The organism is Paracoccaceae bacterium (assembly GCA_012103375.1).
Classification (GTDB): Bacteria; Pseudomonadota; Alphaproteobacteria; order Rhodobacterales; family Rhodobacteraceae; genus WLWX01.
This window is the reverse complement of sequence record WLWX01000001.1, coordinates 3,814,409-3,832,735: the sequence shown is the minus strand read 5'-3', so window position 1 is coordinate 3,832,735 and position 18,327 is coordinate 3,814,409. Positions and strand designations below refer to the sequence as shown.

Here is an 18,327-nt window from a genome sequence, read left to right as displayed (position 1 = left end):
CGCGGCGCTCGTTGAAATGCGCCACGCGCCCATGTCTTTTCGCCCCAAATACTCCCGCCGGAGGCATGGCGAGCGAAGCGAGCCCCCTTAAACCCAGACTTGCCGCGTCAGCGGCACTACTTAACTTGCAGCACGGGCCTGGCGTTTGCGCTCGTGCGGGTCGAGGAAGCGTTTGCGCATCCGCACGGCTTTCGGGGTGACCTCGACCAGTTCATCATCGTCGATATAGGCGATGGCCTGTTCCAGCGACAGTGTGATCGGGGTGGTCAGGCGCACCGCCTCATCCGTGCCCGAGGCGCGCACGTTGGTCAGCTTCTTGCCCTTCAGCGGGTTCACTTCCAGGTCGTTTTCGCGGGAATGCTCGCCAATGATCATGCCGCCATAAACGTCTTCCTGCGCACCGATGAACATCCGGCCCCGGTCTTCCAGATTGAACAGCGCAAAGGCGACCGACTGGCCGGCCTCCATCGAAATCAACACACCCGCGCGCCGACCAGGGATCGGGCCGCGCCAGGGTTGCCAGTCGTGAAAAACGCGGTTCAGCACGCCGGTTCCGCGCGTGTCGGTCATAAACTCGCCGTGGTAGCCGATCAGCCCGCGTGACGGGATTTGTGCCACGATGCGGGTTTTGCCAGCCCCGGCTGGGCGCATTTCAGCCAGTTCACCGCGACGCGGGCCGGTTAGCTTTTCAATGACCGCACCGGAAAAATTGTCGTCAACGTCGATGGTGACCTCTTCGATCGGCTCAAGCCGCTGGCCGTCAACTTCGCGGATCAGCACCTGCGGGCGCGAGATTGACAGCTCGAACCCCTCGCGGCGCATGTTTTCGATCAGCACGCCCATCTGCAATTCGCCGCGCCCGGCAACCTCGAAGGCCTCACCGCCTGGCGTGTCGGTGACCTTGATGGCGACGTTAACCTCGGCTTCGCGCAGTAGGCGTTCGCGGATGACGCGGGACTGGACTTTTTTGCCGTCGCGGCCTGCCAGCGGGCTGTCGTTGATGCCGAATTGAACGCTGATGGTGGGCGGGTCGATGGGCTGCGCGGGCAGGGGCGTGTCGAGCGCCACATCACACAGCGTATCGGCCACGGTTGCCTTCGACATGCCCGCGATGGTGACGATGTCGCTCGCCTCGGCAACGTCAATCGACTGGTGGCCGAGGCCCCGGAAGGCCTGGATTTTGGTGACGCGGAATTTCTCGATCAAGTCGCCGTCACGGGTCAGGGCCTTCAGCGTTTCGCCGGTCTTCAATCGCCCGCTTTCGACGCGCCCTGTCAGGATGCGGCCGATGAAAGGGTCGGCGCCCAGCGTGGTGGCAAGCATGCGGAAGGGTTCGCCCGACTGTGCGATCTGCGCAGGCGCGGGAACGTGGTCCAGGACCACTTTGAACAGCGCTGAAAGATCCTTGCGCGGGCCGTCCAATTCATCATCCGCCCAGCCGGACCGGCCCGAGGCATAGAGGACCGGGAAATCCAACTGGTCGTTATCGGCGCCAAGGGCGACGAACAGATCAAAGACTTCGTCCAGCGCTCGGTCGGGTTCTCCGTCGGGCTTGTCGACCTTGTTCAGCACAACGATGGGGCGCAGCCCAAGTGCCAGCGCTTTGGAGGTGACGAATTTGGTCTGCGGCATCGGCCCTTCGGCGGCATCGACCAGCAGGACCACCCCGTCGACCATCGACAGGATGCGTTCAACCTCGCCCCCGAAATCGGCGTGGCCGGGGGTGTCGACGATGTTGATGCGGGTGCCGTTCCATTCGACCGAGGTGGCCTTGGCCAGGATCGTGATGCCGCGTTCGCGTTCCAGATCGTTGCTGTCCATTGCCCGTTCGGCCACGGCCTGTCCTTCGCGGATCGCGCCGGATTGCGCCAGCATGGCGTCCACCAGCGTGGTTTTTCCGTGGTCAACGTGAGCAATAATCGCGATGTTGCGAAGGTCCATGACGTCCGTTCCTTGTGGGCTTGGCGCGCGCTTAACGCGGGCCAGACCCAAAGGCCAGCGGTTTTGTGGTCAGACAGGCAGGGCAGTGGTTTCTTTCAGCTCTTCCATGACGAAGCTGGCGGAAACATCGGCCAGATCGACCTGTTGGATCAGCCGCTGGTACAGGCGGTCATAGTCGGCGACATCGCGCACGCGGGCGCGGATCAGGTAATCCAGCTCTCCGGTCATGCGGTATGCACCCAGGATTTCCGGCATCGCGTTTGTGGCGCGGGCGAATTTGGCCAGCCAGTCGGCATCATGGGCGCTGGTGCGGACCTGGATGAATACCGTCAGGTTCAGATCCAGCGCTTCGGGATCGACCAGCGCAACACGGGCCCGGATCACGCCGCTGTCTTCCAACGCGCGGATACGCCGCCAGAGGGCGTTGCGCGACAGGCCGATCACCTGGCCCAGCGCGTCGAGCGCGGGCGTCGCGTCACGTTGCAGGGCGGTCAGAATCCGGCGGTCGATTTCATCAAGCGTCTTCATAAAATAACATATTGGTGGAAATCCTCCCAAAAGCAACTGATATTGCCCTGATTTTGGGAGCATTTCTCGCCCCGGACCTTGTATTCAGGACGAACTCAGCAGAGCAGGAGCGCCCTTCATGATTGCCAAAGTATTCCTCAACCATCCGCGCAACGTGGATGAGACCTATCTGGAACACGCGCGTTTCGCCGGTGGGTTCAGCCTGAAACTGTTAGGCGCGGCGGGTGCTGCGGCGGTTCATGCGGTGATCCCGTGTCTGTTTGAAAAAACCGCCAGCGGCATGATCGCCGAGATGTACGCCAAGACGCACAACCGGGGTCAATAATGTGCCGCTGGGCGGCGTGGATTGGCGCGCCGGTCTTTCTTGAGACGATCATCAGCGATCCCGAGCATTCGCTGATCGAGCAAAGCCACCACGCCGAGCATTGCAAATCGACGATCAACGCGGATGGCTTCGGCGTAGCATGGTACGATCACCGGGCCGAGCCTGGGTTGTACCGCGATACCTATCCGGCCTGGTCCGATCCGAACTTGCGGGCGATTGCTGGGCAGGTTCGCTCGCCCTTGTTTCTGGCGCATGTGCGGGCCTCGACCGGGTCCGCGACCAGCCGCAACAACTGTCATCCGTTCACGGTTGGCCGGTGGAGTTTCATGCACAACGGTCAGATTGGCGGGTTCGAAGCGTTTCGCAAGCGCGCCGATATGTCGATCCCGGATGCGTATTATGGCCACCGCAAAGGCGCGAGTGATAGTGAGGTTCTGTTCCTGACCGCACTGGGCCATGGGCTGGACCGTGACCCTGTCGCGGCGCTGTCCTGCGCGGTGGGTGACTTGGAGGCGATGTCGCGCGCCTATGGAACCGGCCCGCACATGCGGCTATCGGCCGCCGTGTCGGATGGCGAATGCCTTTATGCGGTGCGCTATGCGTCGGATCAATGGGCGCCGTCGCTCTATTACCGCTATTGCGAGCGGGCGCGCGGATGGTCAGTTGTATCAGAGCCATATGAGGCTGCGGATGACTGGACCGCCGTGCCCCCCGGCACGATTTGTCGGTTCGATGGGGACACGGTCGCGGCGGCACCGTTTGCGCCCGCAGCGCGATGCCGCGCAGCGGCCTGAGAGTCGCCTGATGTCGTTATCGCGTCGATTTACCCTGTAAGCGCCTTGTTCAGGTTCGCGTCGATCGCCTCCAGAAAGCCTTCGGTCGTCAGCCAGCTTTGATCCGGCCCGACCAGCAGCGCCAGATCTTTGGTCATCTGGCCGCTTTCTACGGTGCCCACCACGACCTTTTCCAGGGTTTCCGCGAATTCCTTCAGCTTGGCGTTACCGTCCAGTTTGGGCGGTGCTTCAGCCCGCCGGTCCAGGCATAGATCGAGGCGATGGAGTTTGTTGATGTCGCCTCTCCCTTCTGGTGCTGGCGATAGTGGCGGGTGACGGTGCCGTGGGCGGCCTCGGACTCGACGATCTTGCCGTCGGGCGTCATCAGCTGGCTTGCCATCAGGCCGAGTGATCCGAAGCCCTGCGCGACGGTATCAGACTGCACGTCGCCGTCGTAGTTCTTGCAAGCCCAGACATATCCGCCCGACCATTTGAGCGAGCTGGCGACCATGTCGTCGATCAACCGGTGTTCGTACCAGATCTTCGCCTCTTCGAATTTCTCGGCGAATTCAGCGTCATAGACTTCCTGAAAGATGTCTTTGAAGCGCCCGTCATAGGCTTTGAGGATCGTATTCTTGGTCGACAGATAGACCGGCCAGCCAAGGTTCAGCCCGTAGTTCAGCGAAGCGCGCGCAAAATCGTAGATCGAGGCGTCGAGGTTATACATCCCCATGAAAACGCCTGCTTCCTTGGCGTCATAGACCTCACGCTCGATCACTTCGCCATCGGCGCCAGTGAATTTCATGCTCAGCTTGCCGGCACCGGGGAAGGTGAAATCAGTGGCCTTATATTGGTCGCCGAAAGCGTGGCGGCCCACGACGATGGGTTTGGTCCAGCCGGGGACCAGACGCGGGACGTTGGAACACAGGATCGGCTGGCGAAAGATCACGCCGCCCAGGATGTTGCGGATCGTGCCGTTCGGACTGCGCCACATTTTTTTCAGGCCGAACTCCTCGACGCGGGCCTCATCCGGGGTGATCGTGGCGCATTTGACGCCGACGCCGACCTCCTTGATTTTTTCCGCCGCGTCGATGGTGATCTGGTCGTCGGTGCGGTCGCGTTCCTCCATCCCGAGGTCATAATATAGCAGGTCGACGTCAAGGTACGGCAGGATCAGCTTGTCCTTGATGAACTGCCAGATGATGCGCGTCATCTCGTCCCCGTCGAGTTCGACGATGGGGTTTTCGACTTTGATCTTGGACATTGAACACCTTCACGCTGCAAGAGATGGGCGCGGTCTAGCGGATGGACCCCGTGGGGGGAAGACGTGTCGCGGCGTCCGGCGGAATGACCCGGGTCAGTGATCTTCCTGCGCAGATTCCGGCACTGCGGGGGCTTCTCCGGCGATGCGGTCGGCCAGGTATTCGCGGGCGCGTGTTTCGGCGCTGCGGATGCGCACGGCCGTCAGAAATGCCTCCTCGGTGGTGGCAGAGGTGGCTCCGATCACCTTGGCGACATTTGCGACAAGCTGGTCATCGCCAAGTTTTTCGGCGGCGGCGATCGCCTCTTTCGCCAATTGGTCGGCAATGTCTTCAGTGATGCCCATGGCTGCTGTGTCCAGGCCTTTGATTGCGCTTGGTCCTGGCCCTGAGTACGATGCCCCTGCCGAAGCGTCCAGCCCCAGGGTCGGTCGCGGCAAATTGAACAGCAATTGGTATTTCGGGGCAAAGGGCGGTGACGAAACTGGGACGCCTTGTGCCTTGGTTGAGTGTTTCTGCCGCGCTTCTGGCGGTCAGGGCGGTGTTGTGGCTGCTTGGTCTGCGCCCCGCGTTCGACGTACTTGAGAGGAATTGGCAGACGCTTGATCTTGCGGTGTTGGCGGCTGATCCGCTGGGGTCGCTTTGGTATCTGCATTCGCAGGCACCGCTGTTCAACGCCGTGCTGGCCGTTATCATCACAATTGTCGGGCCCGATGCGACGCATGTGACGCTGGTGCTTTATGGTGTCTGGATCGCTCTGACGCTGATCGGGGCGGGGCTTTTGATCGCCATGTTACGCCGCCTGGGTTTTTCCCAGCTGTGGGCGGCTGTGTCGGCGTTCCTGATCTGCTGCACACCCAGCGTCCTGTATTATGAGACCTATGCATTCTATGCCCATCCCAGTGCGTTTCTGGTTTTGTGTTTCATGCATGCGCTTTTTGTGCCGCATCGGTATCGCGCGTTGCAGGGTTTTGGTACGCTGGTGGCGCTGGCGTGGCTTTGGGCGGTGTTTCATCCGGTGTTCATTGCCCTCGCCGGATACGTCTTTGGCCGCATGATTCTGATGGAGCGGCGCGCATTGATTGGCGCGGCGGTCATGGCGACAATTCTTGCCGCGGTTCCGACACTGAAAAACGCGGTGGTGTTTGGGGTGCCTTCGGCGTCAACCTGGTTGCCGCTGAACCTTGCGCAGACTGTTCGGATCGAGCCCGAGGATATGCGGCTCCTATGTCAGTTCAGTGCAATCATCAGGCAGTTGAAGGCCACCGATCCGGATGCGCCCGAAGCATTAACTGCCGGTGACCATCCGGTGCTGACAGCGACGACCAAGTCGGGCGGGGCGCCAAACATGAACTCTGCAATCGTCTTGGACAGGTCGCGCCAATGCCTTCCCAATGTCGTGACCGCGGCGCAGGCGGATCCGCTGCGTTACATCAAGAAACGCCTGCAACGCTTCTTGCGCACGCATTCGCTGCGGCCGCATCAGTATTTCCATGAGCCCGGCGGGTGGGAGCGTATTTCATCGCTCTGGCGGGTGATCGAGTGGACGTATCCGGTATCCGGCTTGCTGAACCTGCAGTTGTATTTCTGTCTGTTCAGGCTGTGCTGGCGTGCGGTGCGATCGGGCCCCTACCGACCTGAGATGTCAGCGCTGTTGCTGGTACTGATCTATTTCACTGCCGTGACCCATCTGATGAACGGCAGCGAACAGGAGCGGATGCGATACACGATCGAGCCGATTTACACGATCCTCGCCGTCTGGTGGCTGGGACCGCTGTGCGGGCCAGCCCGTGTCCGGGACTGGCTATATCGCGTGGTTTACCGTGTGGTTTCCGTCAGGCGGCGGCGCACGTAGCCGTCAACCTGGCCAATCATGTCGTCCATATGCGGATCTTCGAAGAAATGGGCCGCACCTTCGATTTCCGAATGGGTGATGGTGATACCCTTTTGTTCGTGCAACTTCTCGACCAGCAGGCGCGTATCGTTTGGCGGCGCCACCCGATCTGCGGTGCCGTTGATGATCAGGCCACTGCTGGGGCAGGGGGCGAGGAAGGTAAAGTCGTACATGTTGGCGGGCGGAGCGACCGAGATGAAGCCGGTAATCTCGGGCCGGCGCATCAGAAGCTGCATGCCGATCCAGGCCCCGAAGCTGAACCCGGCGACCCAGCAATGCTTGGAGTTCTGGTTCATCGACTGGAGGTAGTCGAGTGCGCTTGCCGCGTCTGACAACTCTCCGATGCCCTGATCGTATTCGCCCTGACTGCGCCCGACACCGCGGAAGTTAAACCGCAGGACCGTGAAGCCCATGTTGTGGAACGCATAGTGCAGGTTATAGACGACGCGATTGTTCATCGTGCCACCGAACTGCGGGTGCGGGTGCAGGATGATCGCGATCGGCGCATCCTTGGCCTTTTGCGGGTGGTAGCGCCCTTCCAGGCGACCTTCGGGGCCGGGAAAAATGACCTCGGGCATATGTGACTTCCTTACGATGTATCCGGCGACCGTATGGTTGACGGAAATTGTCGGATACTTTAGAACCGTTCTAATCTGACCCGTCCGATAGCTGGGGGAACGGGCGTTTCAAGTGACCTAAGCGGCGCGCCATTGCGCGTCAACCGCAAGCGGGGCGTTGATCGGGCGATGTTGCCATGAAACTAAGCACCAAGGGGCGATATGCGATGGTCGCGTTGGCCGATCTGGCGACGGCGGGCAAGCTGGTGTCTTTGACAGAATTGTCCAGGCGCCAGGATATCTCGTTGCCGTATCTGGAACAGCTGTTCGTCAAGCTGCGCCGGGCCGGGCTGGTGGATTCGGTGCGCGGGCCGGGCGGCGGGTATAGGCTGGCGAAGTCCCCGGATGCCATTCGGGTGGTCGACGTCCTTGCCGCCGTGGATGAGACTGTCAGCGCCATGCATACCGGGGCGGGGGCGTCGGGTGCTTTGTCGGGGACCAAGGCGCAATCGCTGACCAACCGCCTGTGGGAGGGGTTGAGCGCGCATGTCTATGTGTTCCTGCACCAGACCCGGTTATCGGACGTGATCGAGAATGAGCTGTCGCCCTGTCCGGCAGTGTCCACCCTGTTTGAAGTGGTGGACGAGGGATGATCGGGTTTGTGAAAGTGCCGCGCCTGCGGCGCGATTTCTTTTCAAAAGAGCGGCGCTGCGCGCCGAATGCCTCCGGCGGGGATATTTTAGGGTCAATGATGATGCCAGGGCTGCGTCATGGTTGAGCGGGTGTATCTTGACTGGAACGCCACCGCGCCGCTGCGCGCTGAGGCGAAGGCGGCGATGGTTGCGGCGATGGATGTCGTTGGCAACCCGTCGTCGGTGCATGGCGAGGGGCGCGCTGCGAAAGCCGTGGTCGAAAAGGCGCGCGCGCAGGTGGCGGCGGCGGTGGGTTGCGATGTGTCCGAGGTGGTCTTTACCTCGGGCGCGACCGAGGCGGCAGCGATTTTGGAAGGCTTGCCAGCGGGTCACGCGGTGTTTGTTCAGGATACCGGGCATGAGTGTCTGTGGGCGCATGCGGATTTTGATGGCGCGGCGGATCAGGGCCATGTGCTGGCGATGGGGCTGGCGAACGGTGAGACGGGCGTGGTGACGCAGCCCCCGGCCCGGGTAGACGGGCGATTTGCGTTTGGGGACCGATTTGCCGATTGGCTGGTGCAGGACATCACGCAAGCCGTGGGCCGAGTGCCATTTGCGTTTAACTGGTCCGAGGCGGATTTCGCGATCCTGTCGGCCCATAAACTCGGCGGGCCGAAAGGTGTTGGGGCGCTGATTGCGGGGTCGGGTAAGGAATTTGACCCGCTGCTGCGCGGTGGCGGGCAGGAGCTTGGGCGACGCTCGGGCACCGAAAATATCGTCGGGATCGCCGGGTTCGGCGCGGCGGCAGAGGCTGCGGTGGCCGAATTGGCCGATGGGACCTGGGAAAAAGTGGCTGAACGTCGCGATTTTCTGGAAAGCGCATTGGCGGCTGGATCAAAACAGACTATTTTTGTCGGGAATGAGTCGGAGCGCCTTCCCAACACCAGCTGTTTTGCAACGCCGGGCTGGAAGGGCGAAACGCAGGTGATGCAGATGGATCTGGCCGGGTTCGCGATCAGCGCCGGGTCGGCCTGTTCCAGCGGCAAGGTCAGGGCCAGCCGGGTGCTGGGCGCGATGGGTTTGGACGACGCGCTGGCCAGTTGCGCGGTGCGGGTGTCGATGGGGGCCACCACGACGGATGAGGATATTGAGCGGTTCGCCGATGCCTGGCTGGCCGCACATGAACGGATGCGGGCGCGGGCCGCCTGAAAGGAATGAAATGACGGTTTTGGATAGTGACGTACGTGAAGGTGTGGACCGCGAAACGGTTGAGGCGGTGCAATCGCTGTCGGGCAAGTACAAGCATGGCTGGGAAACCGAGATTGAGATGGAGTATGCGCCAAAGGGCGTGAACCCTGATATCGTGCGGCTGATCTCGTCCAAGAACGAAGAGCCTGAATGGATGACCGAATGGCGTTTGGGTGCGTTCGAGCGTTGGGAAAAGATGGACGAGCCTGAATGGGCGATGGTCCATTATCCGGCGATTGATTACCAGGATCAGTATTACTACGCCAAACCGAAAAGCATGGACGTGAAGCCGAAGTCGCTGGACGAGGTTGATCCCAAGCTGCTGGAAACATACGCGAAACTTGGTATTCCGCTGAAAGAGCAGATGATCCTTGCCGGGGTCGAAGGGGCCGAGGATGCGCCTGCCGAGGGGCGCAAGGTTGCCGTGGATGCGGTGTTTGATTCCGTGTCTGTGGGCACCACCTTTCAGGCAGAGTTGAAGAAGGCCGGCGTGATATTTTGCTCGATTTCTGAGGCGATCCGGGAGCATCCGGAGCTGATTAAAAAATATCTCGGCTCGGTCGTGCCGGTGACGGACAATTACTTCGCGACGCTGAATTCGGCGGTGTTTTCCGATGGCTCGTTTGTCTATGTGCCGCCGGGGGTGCGTTGCCCGATGGAACTCAGCACCTATTTCCGGATCAATGCGGAGAATACCGGGCAGTTTGAACGCACGCTGATCATTGCCGATAAAGGCAGCTATGTCAGCTATTTGGAGGGCTGCACCGCACCGCAGCGCGACACCACGCAGTTGCACGCCGCTGTGGTGGAGCTGGTGGCGTTGGAAGATGCCGAGATCAAGTATTCGACCGTCCAGAACTGGTTCCCGGGCGATGAAAACGGTGTTGGCGGGATTTTCAACTTTGTCACCAAGCGGGCGGATTGCCGGGGCGACCGCTCGAAGGTGATGTGGACGCAGGTGGAAACCGGCTCGGCGGTGACGTGGAAATACCCGTCCTGCATCTTGCGGGGCAATGACAGCCAGGGCGAATTCTATTCCATCGCCATCACCAATAACTACCAGCAGGCCGACACCGGCACCAAGATGGTGCATCTGGGCAGAGGTACGAAATCCCGCATTGTGTCCAAGGGGATATCGGCGGGCAAGGCGCAGAATACCTATCGCGGGCTGGTCAGCATGCACCCCAAAGCCAAGGACAGCAGGAATTATACGCAATGTGACAGCCTGCTGATCGGCGGCGACTGCGGTGCGCATACGGTGCCATATATCGAAGTGAAGAATAACTCCTCACGGGTCGAGCATGAGGCGACGACCAGTAAGGTTGACGAGGATCAGCTGTTCTATTGCCGTCAGCGCGGCATGGACGAAGAGGAGGCCGTGGCCCTGGTCGTGAACGGGTTCTGTAAGGAGGTTCTGCAAGCGCTGCCGATGGAATTTGCCATGGAAGCGCAGCAGCTTGTGGCAATCTCGCTTGAAGGATCGGTTGGCTGAGGATGGTTTCGGCTTTGCGATTAACGACATGTGACCGCGGTTGTTTAACCGCAATTCGTCACAATTTTGGCGTGTATGCGTCTTATGCCCGTCCAAAATGGTTACCAAATAGTTGCCAGTCGACGGGCAATAGGCAGAAAGATGCATTCGACCGATCAGCACCAGCGGGACGCCTTCCAGGATCGTATCGCGCGGATTTCGCAGCAGCGCGGAACCCCGGAGCGGACCGAAATCAAGCAGAACTATGCGGCCAACATGGCCTATCCGCTGAGTTTCATTGGTGCCGCCGCCATCGGGGCGCTTTCAGTGCTTCTGGCGCGCTATCTGCGGTTTCACATGGGCGCGGGCGGTATCGGCGGCGAGGGGGCGGAATCGTTGTTGATCATGGATGTTGTCATGGCCTCGGCGGCGGGATTGTTCCTGAAAATGATCTTTCGCATTCAGGCGCAGCATTACAAAACGGCGCAAACGGTCGGTGTATTGGCCATGGTTGCGCTGATGCACAACGCGGTTCATTTCGCACCGGGCGTGTTCAGCAAGGTGTATTCGGACGATTGGGTAGAAGAAGTTCTGATCGTCACGGACCCGAAGACGGCGATATTCGCGGGCTTTTCGGTCCCGCTCAGTCAGGATGGCGGGCAGGGCGGCGGTTCCGGCGCGGGGCGTTCGGGCGACGGGTTGCGCAAGGTCGTGATGCAGAACGGCGGCTAACGCCCGGGCTTTCCGACGTTTTTTCTACAATTCGGCGCGGTTATTTTCGCCCGGTCGGGCTGCCGGTTGAAGATAAGGTCCAAAGATGGCCTTAGCCCCGATTGTTTCCCATTTGCAGCCCAATTCCTGCCGCAGTCGAAAGCTAGTTTCCCTTAAGGAAGCAGCTAAGGACCACGGATATGGCAGGCATTGCGCGTTCGCATACGAGTTATCGCAAAAAACTTTTGCGCAACCAATCGGCACCCAAAGAGATTTTCGGGGCGATGCCGGAGAAGCGCGGTGGAGCGCAGTTGCGCCGGGGCGCGAAAGAACGCGCCGAGTTGCTGTGGATGCTCAAGGAAGTCGCGCTCAGCCCGATTGCATTCGTCCTTGGGTTCGCCGGATTGCTGGCGGGTCGCGTCATCGGATTCAAGCTGCTGGCGGCAGGGGGGATGTACCCATTGTCGCCAGGGACGCAGAAATGGCTGCCCCTGATCGAGGTTGTCCTGGGCGTTGCCCTGGCGATGGGCATCGCCCTGCTGATCGGTATGAACAAGGGCATTCGCCGCATCGCGCTGATCGGGGGGCTGGCGGCCGCGTTCTGGTTCGAACCCGCCTATATCGGCAAGATTCAGGCCGAATACGAAGGTCATTACCCCTACCAGACGCTGCGGGCGCAGATACTGGGCGGCTAAATGCACGGATCTGCGCGGGCCTGTCCGGCCTCTGGACGGCTGATCTCCGGTGCGCCGGAGGGGCAGCCGCCCCGCTTCCTGCGTCACAAGGTGCTGGCGATGATCAAAGCAAACAAAGCACACGATCAGGTGTTTCACGAGCGCCTTTCGCGTATTCACAGCGGGGCGCCGAAAACCGTCACCCGGCCTCCGGCCGGTGCAGACGATGCGCCGCAACCGCAAGAATCGTGGGTGCGCGCCGTTCTGGTGGATCTTTTGGTCTCTCCGGTTGGGCTGGCTGCCGGGATCGGCGCAATTCTGGGCGCGCGCATTGCGGCAATGAAGCTGTTTGCGCCCGATGGTTATTACCCGTTGGTTTTGGACCCGCCGGTCGTCTTCATGGGCATCGAACTGGCACTGGCCCTAATCCTGATGATCGTGCTGATGCTGGTGCTGGATCTGAACCGCGGATTGCGCAGATCAATCGTGTTCATCGGCTTCCTGGGCGCGATTCTGGCCGAAGAGGCGCTGCTGGATATCGCCCCGGACGCCCTGCGCGACAACTATCCGGCAGACATGATCCGCGACGCGATCATCGAAAGCTAAGCGACACGAGCCTCCAAGACGCTGGGTGCTGTGGTGCGGCCTTCCGGGTTGGGATGCGCCATGTTTGACCTCAAAGAAGCAATGGCGCTGGCCGCTGACCAAGGTCGCCTTGCATCCGAGGCGATGCGAATCTCATCCTTCGCGTATCAGAACCAGCGTGTTGCCTTTGCGGTGAATTCGCTGCGCGATGTCATTCAGCGCACTCATTTTTCGGGCCAGTTTTATGAGCCGGAAGAGCTGGAGATTCTGAGGCGGAATTTTCAACCCGGCCAGGTTTTCTGTGACGTGGGATCCAATGTCGGCAATCACACGGTCTATGCGGTGAAGATCATGGGCGCTTCGCGGGCCCATGTTTTTAAGCCCAATCCGGTTGCCTGCGAAGTTCTGCTTGCGAACCTGTTTCTGAACGGCCTGGAGGATCGGGTTGATTTTTCCTGCCTGGGCTATGCGGTCGGTGCGGCGCGCAGCGACGGAAATTCGATGGCGTTCATTGAGAAAAACATCGGCGGCGGGCGGGTCGAAAGTGGCGGCGGCGACCTGTCGGTTCGCACCGGTGACGACATGCTGGGCGGACGGCCCATCGACCTGATGAAGATTGATGTTGAGGGGATGGAGATTGACGTTCTGAAGGGGTTTGCCCAGACAGTCGCAACGCATCGCCCATCGATATTTGTTGAGGTCGACAACACGAACCGTGCGGAATTTGATACCTGGGTCGCCGAAAATACCTATGTCGTCACCGAACGTTTCAAGAGGTATCGTTCGAATGAGAACTTCATGATCGTTCCGCATGAAAGAACCACACCAGCGCTGGGCCATGCGACGCTGGCCAGCGTATGCCCGCCCGAAGTTGCGAAAAAATTCGCCACCGCCCGGGCGCAGCGCAAAAAGCCGAAACCCGTAACAGACTGAGATAGATCGCCACGATGGTGGTAGAATGACAACGACATATTTTCCGGAGCACTGAATGCTGAACATAACAAACCTCCACGTCGGCCTTGAAGAGGAAGACAAAGCCATCCTGAAAGGTGTCGACCTGAGTGTCGGTGCCGGGGAAGTGCATGCGATCATGGGGCCGAACGGGTCCGGGAAGTCGACGCTGTCCTATGTTCTGGCAGGGCGCAACGGGTACGAGGTAACGGATGGATCCGCGACGCTGGAAGGTTGTGACCTGCTTGAAATGGAGCCTGAGGAACGCGCCGCCGCCGGTCTGTTTCTGGCGTTCCAATACCCGATCGAAATTCCCGGTGTGGGCAACATGACCTTCCTGCGCACTGCGGTGAATGCGCAGCGCAAAGCGCGTGGCGAGGATGAGATGAGCGCGGCAGATTTCCTCAAAGCGATCAGCGACAAGGCCAAGACGCTGAAGATCGACCCGGACATGCTGAAGCGCCCGGTGAATGTCGGGTTCTCGGGTGGTGAAAAAAAGCGTAATGAAATCCTGCAGATGGCGATGCTTGAACCGCGCATGTGTGTGCTGGACGAGACGGATTCGGGCCTGGATGTTGACGCGATGAAGCTGGTCAGTGAGGGCGTGAATGCACTGCGCGATGCGGGGCGGTCATTCCTTGTGATCACACATTATCAGCGGCTTCTGGATCACATCAAACCGGACGTTGTTCACATAATGGCCGATGGGCGGATTGTGAAAACCGGCGGGCCGGATCTGGCGCTGGAGGTCGAAAACAACGGCTATGCCGACATCCTGGCTGAGGTGGCCTGATGGGCGCTGCTGAGCAAAGAACGGGCGCGGCCATCACGCCCGCCGACGGGCCCGCATGGGCGCAGTCGGCGCGTGACGATGCGGCGGCGCGGCTGGCAGCGACAGGTTTGCCGGGGCGGCGGGACGAGTATTGGAAATACACCGACCCGGCCAGCCTGACGGTGCCCAATGCGCCATCTGCGGCCCTGTTCAAAACCGATGAATCGCCGTTCTTCGACGGCATCGATAGGCTGCGGATCGTCTTTGTCGATGGTGTTTTTGATGCCGCCGCCAGCGATGACCTGACGCTGGAAGGGGTCGAGGTTGAACGCCTGGCCCAGGCAAATGCAGACATCCATTGGGCCAAAGGCATCTTCGGCGTGTTAGAGGCGAGCGGTCAGGTTCCGGTCGCGCGACCGCTGGCGGCCCTGAACACTGCCACTGCGGCAGATGGTGTGCTGATCCGGGTGACGAAGACGCCGAAGCGCCCGATTTCGCTGATATACCGCCACGCGGATGAGCGTTCGGATGCGGTACTGCACCATGTGGTTCGCGTCGAAAGCGGCGCCTCGCTGACTTTGCTGGAAAACGGCCCGGCGGCGGCGCGGTTCAACAAGGTCATGGAAATCGACGTGGCCGACGGGGCGGAATTCCACCATGTTCGCGCGCAGGGGCGCGACCATGAACGGCGCGCGGCGACGCATATGTTCGCGCGACTTGGCGGCGCATCCGTCTTCAAATCCTTTACGCTGACAATGAACGGTGTGCTGACCCGCAACGAGGTTGTGATTGAACTGACAGGCGACGACTCGGTGGCCCATGTAGCGGGCGCGGCGGTTGGGGACGGTGATTTTCACCACGACGACACCGTGTTCATCACCCATGACGCGCTGCGCTGTGAAAGCCGCCAGGTGTTCAAGAAGGTGCTGAGGAACGGCGCGACGGGGGTGTTTCAGGGCAAGATCCTTGTGAAAAAGGACGCGCAGAAGACAGATGGGTTCCAGCTGTCTCAGGCGTTGTTGCTGGACGACGACGCGCAATTCCTCGCCAAGCCCGAGCTGGAGATTTACGCCGACGATGTGCTGTGCAGCCACGGGTCGACCACCGGTGCGATTGATGAAGAGGCGCTGTTTTACCTGCGCTCGCGCGGTGTGCCGACGGTCGAGGCGCAGGATCTGCTGGTGCTGGCGTTTCTGGCCGAAGCGATTGACGAGGTTGATGCTGAAGACATCGCAGATGAGCTTATCACCCGCCTGACCGGCTGGCTGGAACGGCGGCGTTGAGGCGATGAGCATCGTCGCCGACATAACCCGCAGCTATGCGCAGCCCCGCGCAGTGATCCACGCCCGATTGACCGAGGGGCAGCGCGAGGATCGCGCGCTGATGCTGCTGATGCTGGGCTGCGGGCTTGTGTTCGTCGCGCAGTGGCCGGTTCTGGCGCGCGCGGCTGCATTGGACGAGGCTGTTCCGCTGGAAGCACGCCTTGGCGGGGCGCTGATGGCCTGGGGCGTGATCATGCCGCTGGCATGCTATGGAATTGCCGCCGTCAGCCATCTGATCGCGCGCAGCCTGGGCGGGCAGGGCGGGTATTACGGCGCGCGGCTGGCGCTGTTCTGGGCGCTTGTGGCGTCGGCCCCGGCGTGGTTGCTGAACGGGTTGGTTGCCGGGTTAATCGGCCCCGGAGCAGCCTTGAACATCGTTGGCTTCCTCGCCTTCGCGGCGTTCCTTTGGATCTGGCTGTCAGGCCTGGCCGAGGCGGAATGGCCGCGCCGGGTGGCAGCGCCATGAAGTTCGATCTGCCCACATTGCTTGGAATGGCGGCGCAAACCCTGCGCACCCCGCGCGAGTCCGCAGAAACGCTGTTGGCGATGGGCATTCCGCGCGCCGCCCTCGCGCCTGCACTGGCATTGGTGATCGTTCTGACGATCATCTTTGGTCACGTGAACGAATTTCTGGTTCCCACATCATCGGACGTCGAATTGCTGTTCGACCCGATGACACTTGGGCTTCTTCAGTTCGCCTCGCTGATGATCACGGCGATTGCAGTGTTCTGGATCGGGCGCGCCTTTGGTGGCACCGGGCGATTTGATGAGGCGCTGCTGCTGCTGATCTGGCTTCAGTATATTCTGCTGTGTCTGCAGGTGGTTCAGACGGTATTGCTTGTGATCTCGACCGCGATGGCCAGTCTGGTGGCGGTGGTCAGCGTGGTGCTGTTCCTGTTTCTGCTGACGCATTTCGTGGCTGCGCTGCATGGCTTCCGCTCGCTCGGCAAAGTGTTCCTGATGATCGTCGTGTCGGCGATCGGGCTGGCATTCGGCTTTTCGATTCTGCTGGCGATAATCGGCTTCAATATCGTGGACATGACCTGATGTATGACGTTGACGTGGTGCGCCGCGATTTCCCGATCCTGTCGCGGAAGGTGAATAACCGCCCGCTGGTGTACCTGGACAACGGGGCCTCGGCGCAGAAACCGCAAGTGGTGATTGACGCGGTGACGCGGGCCTATTCGGAAGAATACTCCAACGTTCACCGGGGTTTGCACACGCTATCGAACATCGCGACCGAGAATTATGAAGCCGTGCGTGGCAAAATCGCCGCGTTCCTTGGGACCACCGAAAACCAGATCGTGATGAACACCGGCACGACCGAGGGGATCAACACGGTCGCCTATGGCTGGGCGATGCCGCGGCTGGAGGCCGGCGACGAGATTGTGTTGTCCGTCATGGAGCATCACGCCAATATTGTCCCCTGGCATTTCCTACGTGAACGCCAGGGCGTGGTGCTGAAATGGGTCGAGACCGCCGCTGACGGGTCGCTTGATCCGCAGGCGGTGATTGACGCGATCGGGCCGAAAACCAGACTGGTCGCGGTGACGCATCTGTCCAACGTTTTGGGCACCGTGGTGGACGTGAAAGCGATCACAGCGGCGGCGCATGACCTGGGCGTTCCGGTGCTGGTTGATGGATCGCAGGCAGCGGTGCATATGCCCGTGGATGTGTCGGACATCGGCTGCGATTTCTACGCGATCACCGGACACAAACTCTATGGTCCGTCCGGGTCCGGCGCGATCTTCATCCGGTCCGAGCGGATGGCCGAAATGCGCCCCTTCATGGGCGGAGGGGACATGATCCGCGAGGTGCACCGCTATACCGTGACATGGAATGATCCGCCGATGAAGTTTGAGGCTGGAACCCCCGGTATCGTCCAGCAGTTCGGGCTGGGCGCGGCACTGGATTACATGACCGCGCTGGGGATGGAGAATGTCGCCGCGCATGAGGCCGCATTGCGCACCTATGCCAACGACCGACTGCATGGCCTCAACTGGTTGAACGTGCAGGGCAACGCGCCGGGCAAAGCGGCGATCTTCAGCTTCACGCTGGACGGCGCGGCGCATGCGCATGACATTTCGACGATCCTGGACAAGCGCGGCGTCGCAGTGCGGGCCGGGCACCATTGCGCGCAACCGCTGATGCAGCATCTGGGGGTGACTGCAACGGCGCGGGCGTCCTTTGGGCTGTACAACACCAAAGCCGAGGTGGACGTGCTGATCGACGCGTTGGAATTATGTCACGAGTTGCTGGCATAATCCGCGACTGATGAACGTCGGTATTGATTTGCAGGTGTGATGTCTGGACAGATCAATTCCGCACAGGGGAGGTCGTAGAATGAAGAAAGCCGATTCAAAGCCGCTTATCGTTCAGACGGGCAATCTGTCTGCTGTTTCGGCGTGCAAAAGCTCTAAATGCGATCCGCCTTGATCGACTGAACCTAGGCGCCATGTCGATGACACTGATCAGGCGTGCGCCAGTTCTGTCGTTCTTGGGTGTGGGGCATGATTTGGGCGCATGACTGCCGCGCTGTGCCTTTAGCGTTGCGGTGTCTGGTTGGCAAATATATAGACCACCAAGTGGACCGTTAGCTCAGCTGGATAGAGCGCTGCCCTCCGAAGGCAGAGGCCAGAGGTTCGAATCCTCTACGGTCCGCCAATCAGATATTTCAGCACTGT

Annotated in this window: 19 protein-coding genes, 1 tRNA gene and 1 pseudogene; 16 read left to right on the top strand and 5 right to left on the bottom strand. The window is 60.6% G+C overall.

The genetic code is table 11. From position 1 onward, the window contains the following. Positions 1–120 precede the first annotated feature (120 nt). Both typA and GKR99_19550 read right to left on the bottom strand, forming a co-directional pair. Positions 121–1,941, bottom strand: a complete 1,821-nt coding sequence (typA, locus tag GKR99_19555) for a translational GTPase TypA (GenBank protein ID NKB29629.1) — start codon at positions 1,939–1,941, stop codon at positions 121–123. Positions 1,942–2,010: 69 nt separating this feature from the next. After that, on the bottom strand, positions 2,011–2,469 hold the full coding sequence (locus tag GKR99_19550) for an AsnC family transcriptional regulator (GenBank protein ID NKB29628.1): 459 nt from the start codon (positions 2,467–2,469) through the stop codon (positions 2,011–2,013). Between the two features lie 118 nt (positions 2,470–2,587). On the opposite strand from GKR99_19550, the gene GKR99_19545 reads away from it, so the two are divergent. Both GKR99_19545 and GKR99_19540 read left to right on the top strand, forming a co-directional pair. After that, positions 2,588–2,794 carry a hypothetical protein gene (locus tag GKR99_19545; GenBank protein ID NKB29627.1) on the top strand — a complete coding sequence of 69 codons (207 nt, stop codon included), beginning with the start codon at positions 2,588–2,590 and terminating at the stop codon, positions 2,792–2,794. Beyond that, positions 2,794–3,588 carry a class II glutamine amidotransferase gene (locus GKR99_19540; protein NKB29626.1) on the top strand — a complete coding sequence of 265 codons (795 nt, stop codon included), beginning with the start codon at positions 2,794–2,796 and terminating at the stop codon, positions 3,586–3,588. Before GKR99_19545 ends, GKR99_19540 begins: the two co-directional genes overlap by 1 nt. A 29-nt stretch (positions 3,589–3,617) precedes the next feature. Here GKR99_19540 and GKR99_19535 read toward each other — a convergent pair. Together GKR99_19535 and GKR99_19530 are read right to left on the bottom strand one after the other, a co-directional pair. Beyond that, positions 3,618–4,831: pseudogene (locus GKR99_19535) on the bottom strand (NADP-dependent isocitrate dehydrogenase). Positions 4,832–4,924: 93 nt separating this feature from the next. Continuing rightward, positions 4,925–5,173 (bottom strand): hypothetical protein, encoded by a 249-nt coding sequence (locus GKR99_19530; GenBank protein ID NKB29625.1) that lies wholly within the window; start codon positions 5,171–5,173, stop codon positions 4,925–4,927. A 128-nt stretch (positions 5,174–5,301) separates the two neighbouring features. Between GKR99_19530 and GKR99_19525 the strand changes: the two genes are divergently transcribed. Then, entirely contained in the window at positions 5,302–6,681 is a 1,380-nt protein-coding gene (locus GKR99_19525) for a hypothetical protein (GenBank protein ID NKB29624.1), read from the top strand. Here the strand turns inward: GKR99_19525 and GKR99_19520 are convergent. After that, complete coding sequence (locus tag GKR99_19520; GenBank protein ID NKB29623.1) at positions 6,645–7,298, bottom strand: alpha/beta fold hydrolase; 654 nt, start codon at positions 7,296–7,298, stop codon at positions 6,645–6,647. The two genes, GKR99_19525 and GKR99_19520, sit on opposite strands and share 37 nt — an antisense overlap. A 176-nt stretch (positions 7,299–7,474) precedes the next feature. Here GKR99_19520 and GKR99_19515 point away from each other — a divergent pair, with 176 nt between their 5' ends. From GKR99_19515 to GKR99_19455, 13 genes are all read left to right on the top strand, one after another. Beyond that, positions 7,475–7,930 carry an Rrf2 family transcriptional regulator gene (locus GKR99_19515; GenBank protein ID NKB29622.1) on the top strand — a complete coding sequence of 152 codons (456 nt, stop codon included), beginning with the start codon at positions 7,475–7,477 and terminating at the stop codon, positions 7,928–7,930. Between the two features lie 117 nt (positions 7,931–8,047). Then, complete coding sequence (locus GKR99_19510; protein ID NKB29621.1) at positions 8,048–9,118, top strand: aminotransferase class V-fold PLP-dependent enzyme; 1,071 nt, start codon at positions 8,048–8,050, stop codon at positions 9,116–9,118. 10 nt (positions 9,119–9,128) lie between these two features. Next, a complete protein-coding gene (gene sufB, locus GKR99_19505; GenBank protein ID NKB29620.1) occupies positions 9,129–10,649 on the top strand; it encodes a Fe-S cluster assembly protein SufB in 1,521 nt (506 codons plus the stop codon). A 141-nt stretch (positions 10,650–10,790) separates the two neighbouring features. Then, a complete protein-coding gene (locus tag GKR99_19500; protein ID NKB29619.1) occupies positions 10,791–11,360 on the top strand; it encodes a hypothetical protein in 570 nt (189 codons plus the stop codon). Positions 11,361–11,539: 179 nt separating this feature from the next. Beyond that, positions 11,540–12,034 carry a hypothetical protein gene (locus tag GKR99_19495; protein NKB29618.1) on the top strand — a complete coding sequence of 165 codons (495 nt, stop codon included), beginning with the start codon at positions 11,540–11,542 and terminating at the stop codon, positions 12,032–12,034. A gap of 99 nt (positions 12,035–12,133) precedes the next feature. Beyond that, the gene (locus GKR99_19490) at positions 12,134–12,619 is read left to right on the top strand and encodes a hypothetical protein (GenBank protein ID NKB29617.1); all 486 of its coding nucleotides are present in this window, start codon (positions 12,134–12,136) and stop codon (positions 12,617–12,619) included. Positions 12,620–12,679: 60 nt separating this feature from the next. After that, entirely contained in the window at positions 12,680–13,531 is an 852-nt protein-coding gene (locus tag GKR99_19485) for an FkbM family methyltransferase (GenBank protein ID NKB29616.1), read from the top strand. A gap of 55 nt (positions 13,532–13,586) precedes the next feature. After that, positions 13,587–14,342 (top strand): Fe-S cluster assembly ATPase SufC, encoded by a 756-nt coding sequence (sufC, locus tag GKR99_19480; GenBank protein NKB29615.1) that lies wholly within the window; start codon positions 13,587–13,589, stop codon positions 14,340–14,342. Beyond that, entirely contained in the window at positions 14,342–15,604 is a 1,263-nt protein-coding gene (sufD, locus tag GKR99_19475) for a Fe-S cluster assembly protein SufD (protein NKB29614.1), read from the top strand. Before sufC ends, sufD begins: the two co-directional genes overlap by 1 nt. Positions 15,605–15,608: 4 nt before the next feature. After that, on the top strand, positions 15,609–16,109 hold the full coding sequence (locus GKR99_19470) for a YIP1 family protein (GenBank protein ID NKB29613.1): 501 nt from the start codon (positions 15,609–15,611) through the stop codon (positions 16,107–16,109). Further along, positions 16,106–16,690, top strand: a complete 585-nt coding sequence (locus GKR99_19465; protein ID NKB29612.1) for a YIP1 family protein — start codon at positions 16,106–16,108, stop codon at positions 16,688–16,690. Before GKR99_19470 ends, GKR99_19465 begins: the two co-directional genes overlap by 4 nt. Next, a complete protein-coding gene (sufS, locus tag GKR99_19460) occupies positions 16,690–17,907 on the top strand; it encodes a SufS family cysteine desulfurase (GenBank protein NKB29611.1) in 1,218 nt (405 codons plus the stop codon). Before GKR99_19465 ends, sufS begins: the two co-directional genes overlap by 1 nt. A 323-nt stretch (positions 17,908–18,230) precedes the next feature. After that, positions 18,231–18,307: transfer RNA gene (locus tag GKR99_19455), tRNA-Arg, on the top strand. The last annotated feature ends 20 nt before the right edge of the window (positions 18,308–18,327 follow it).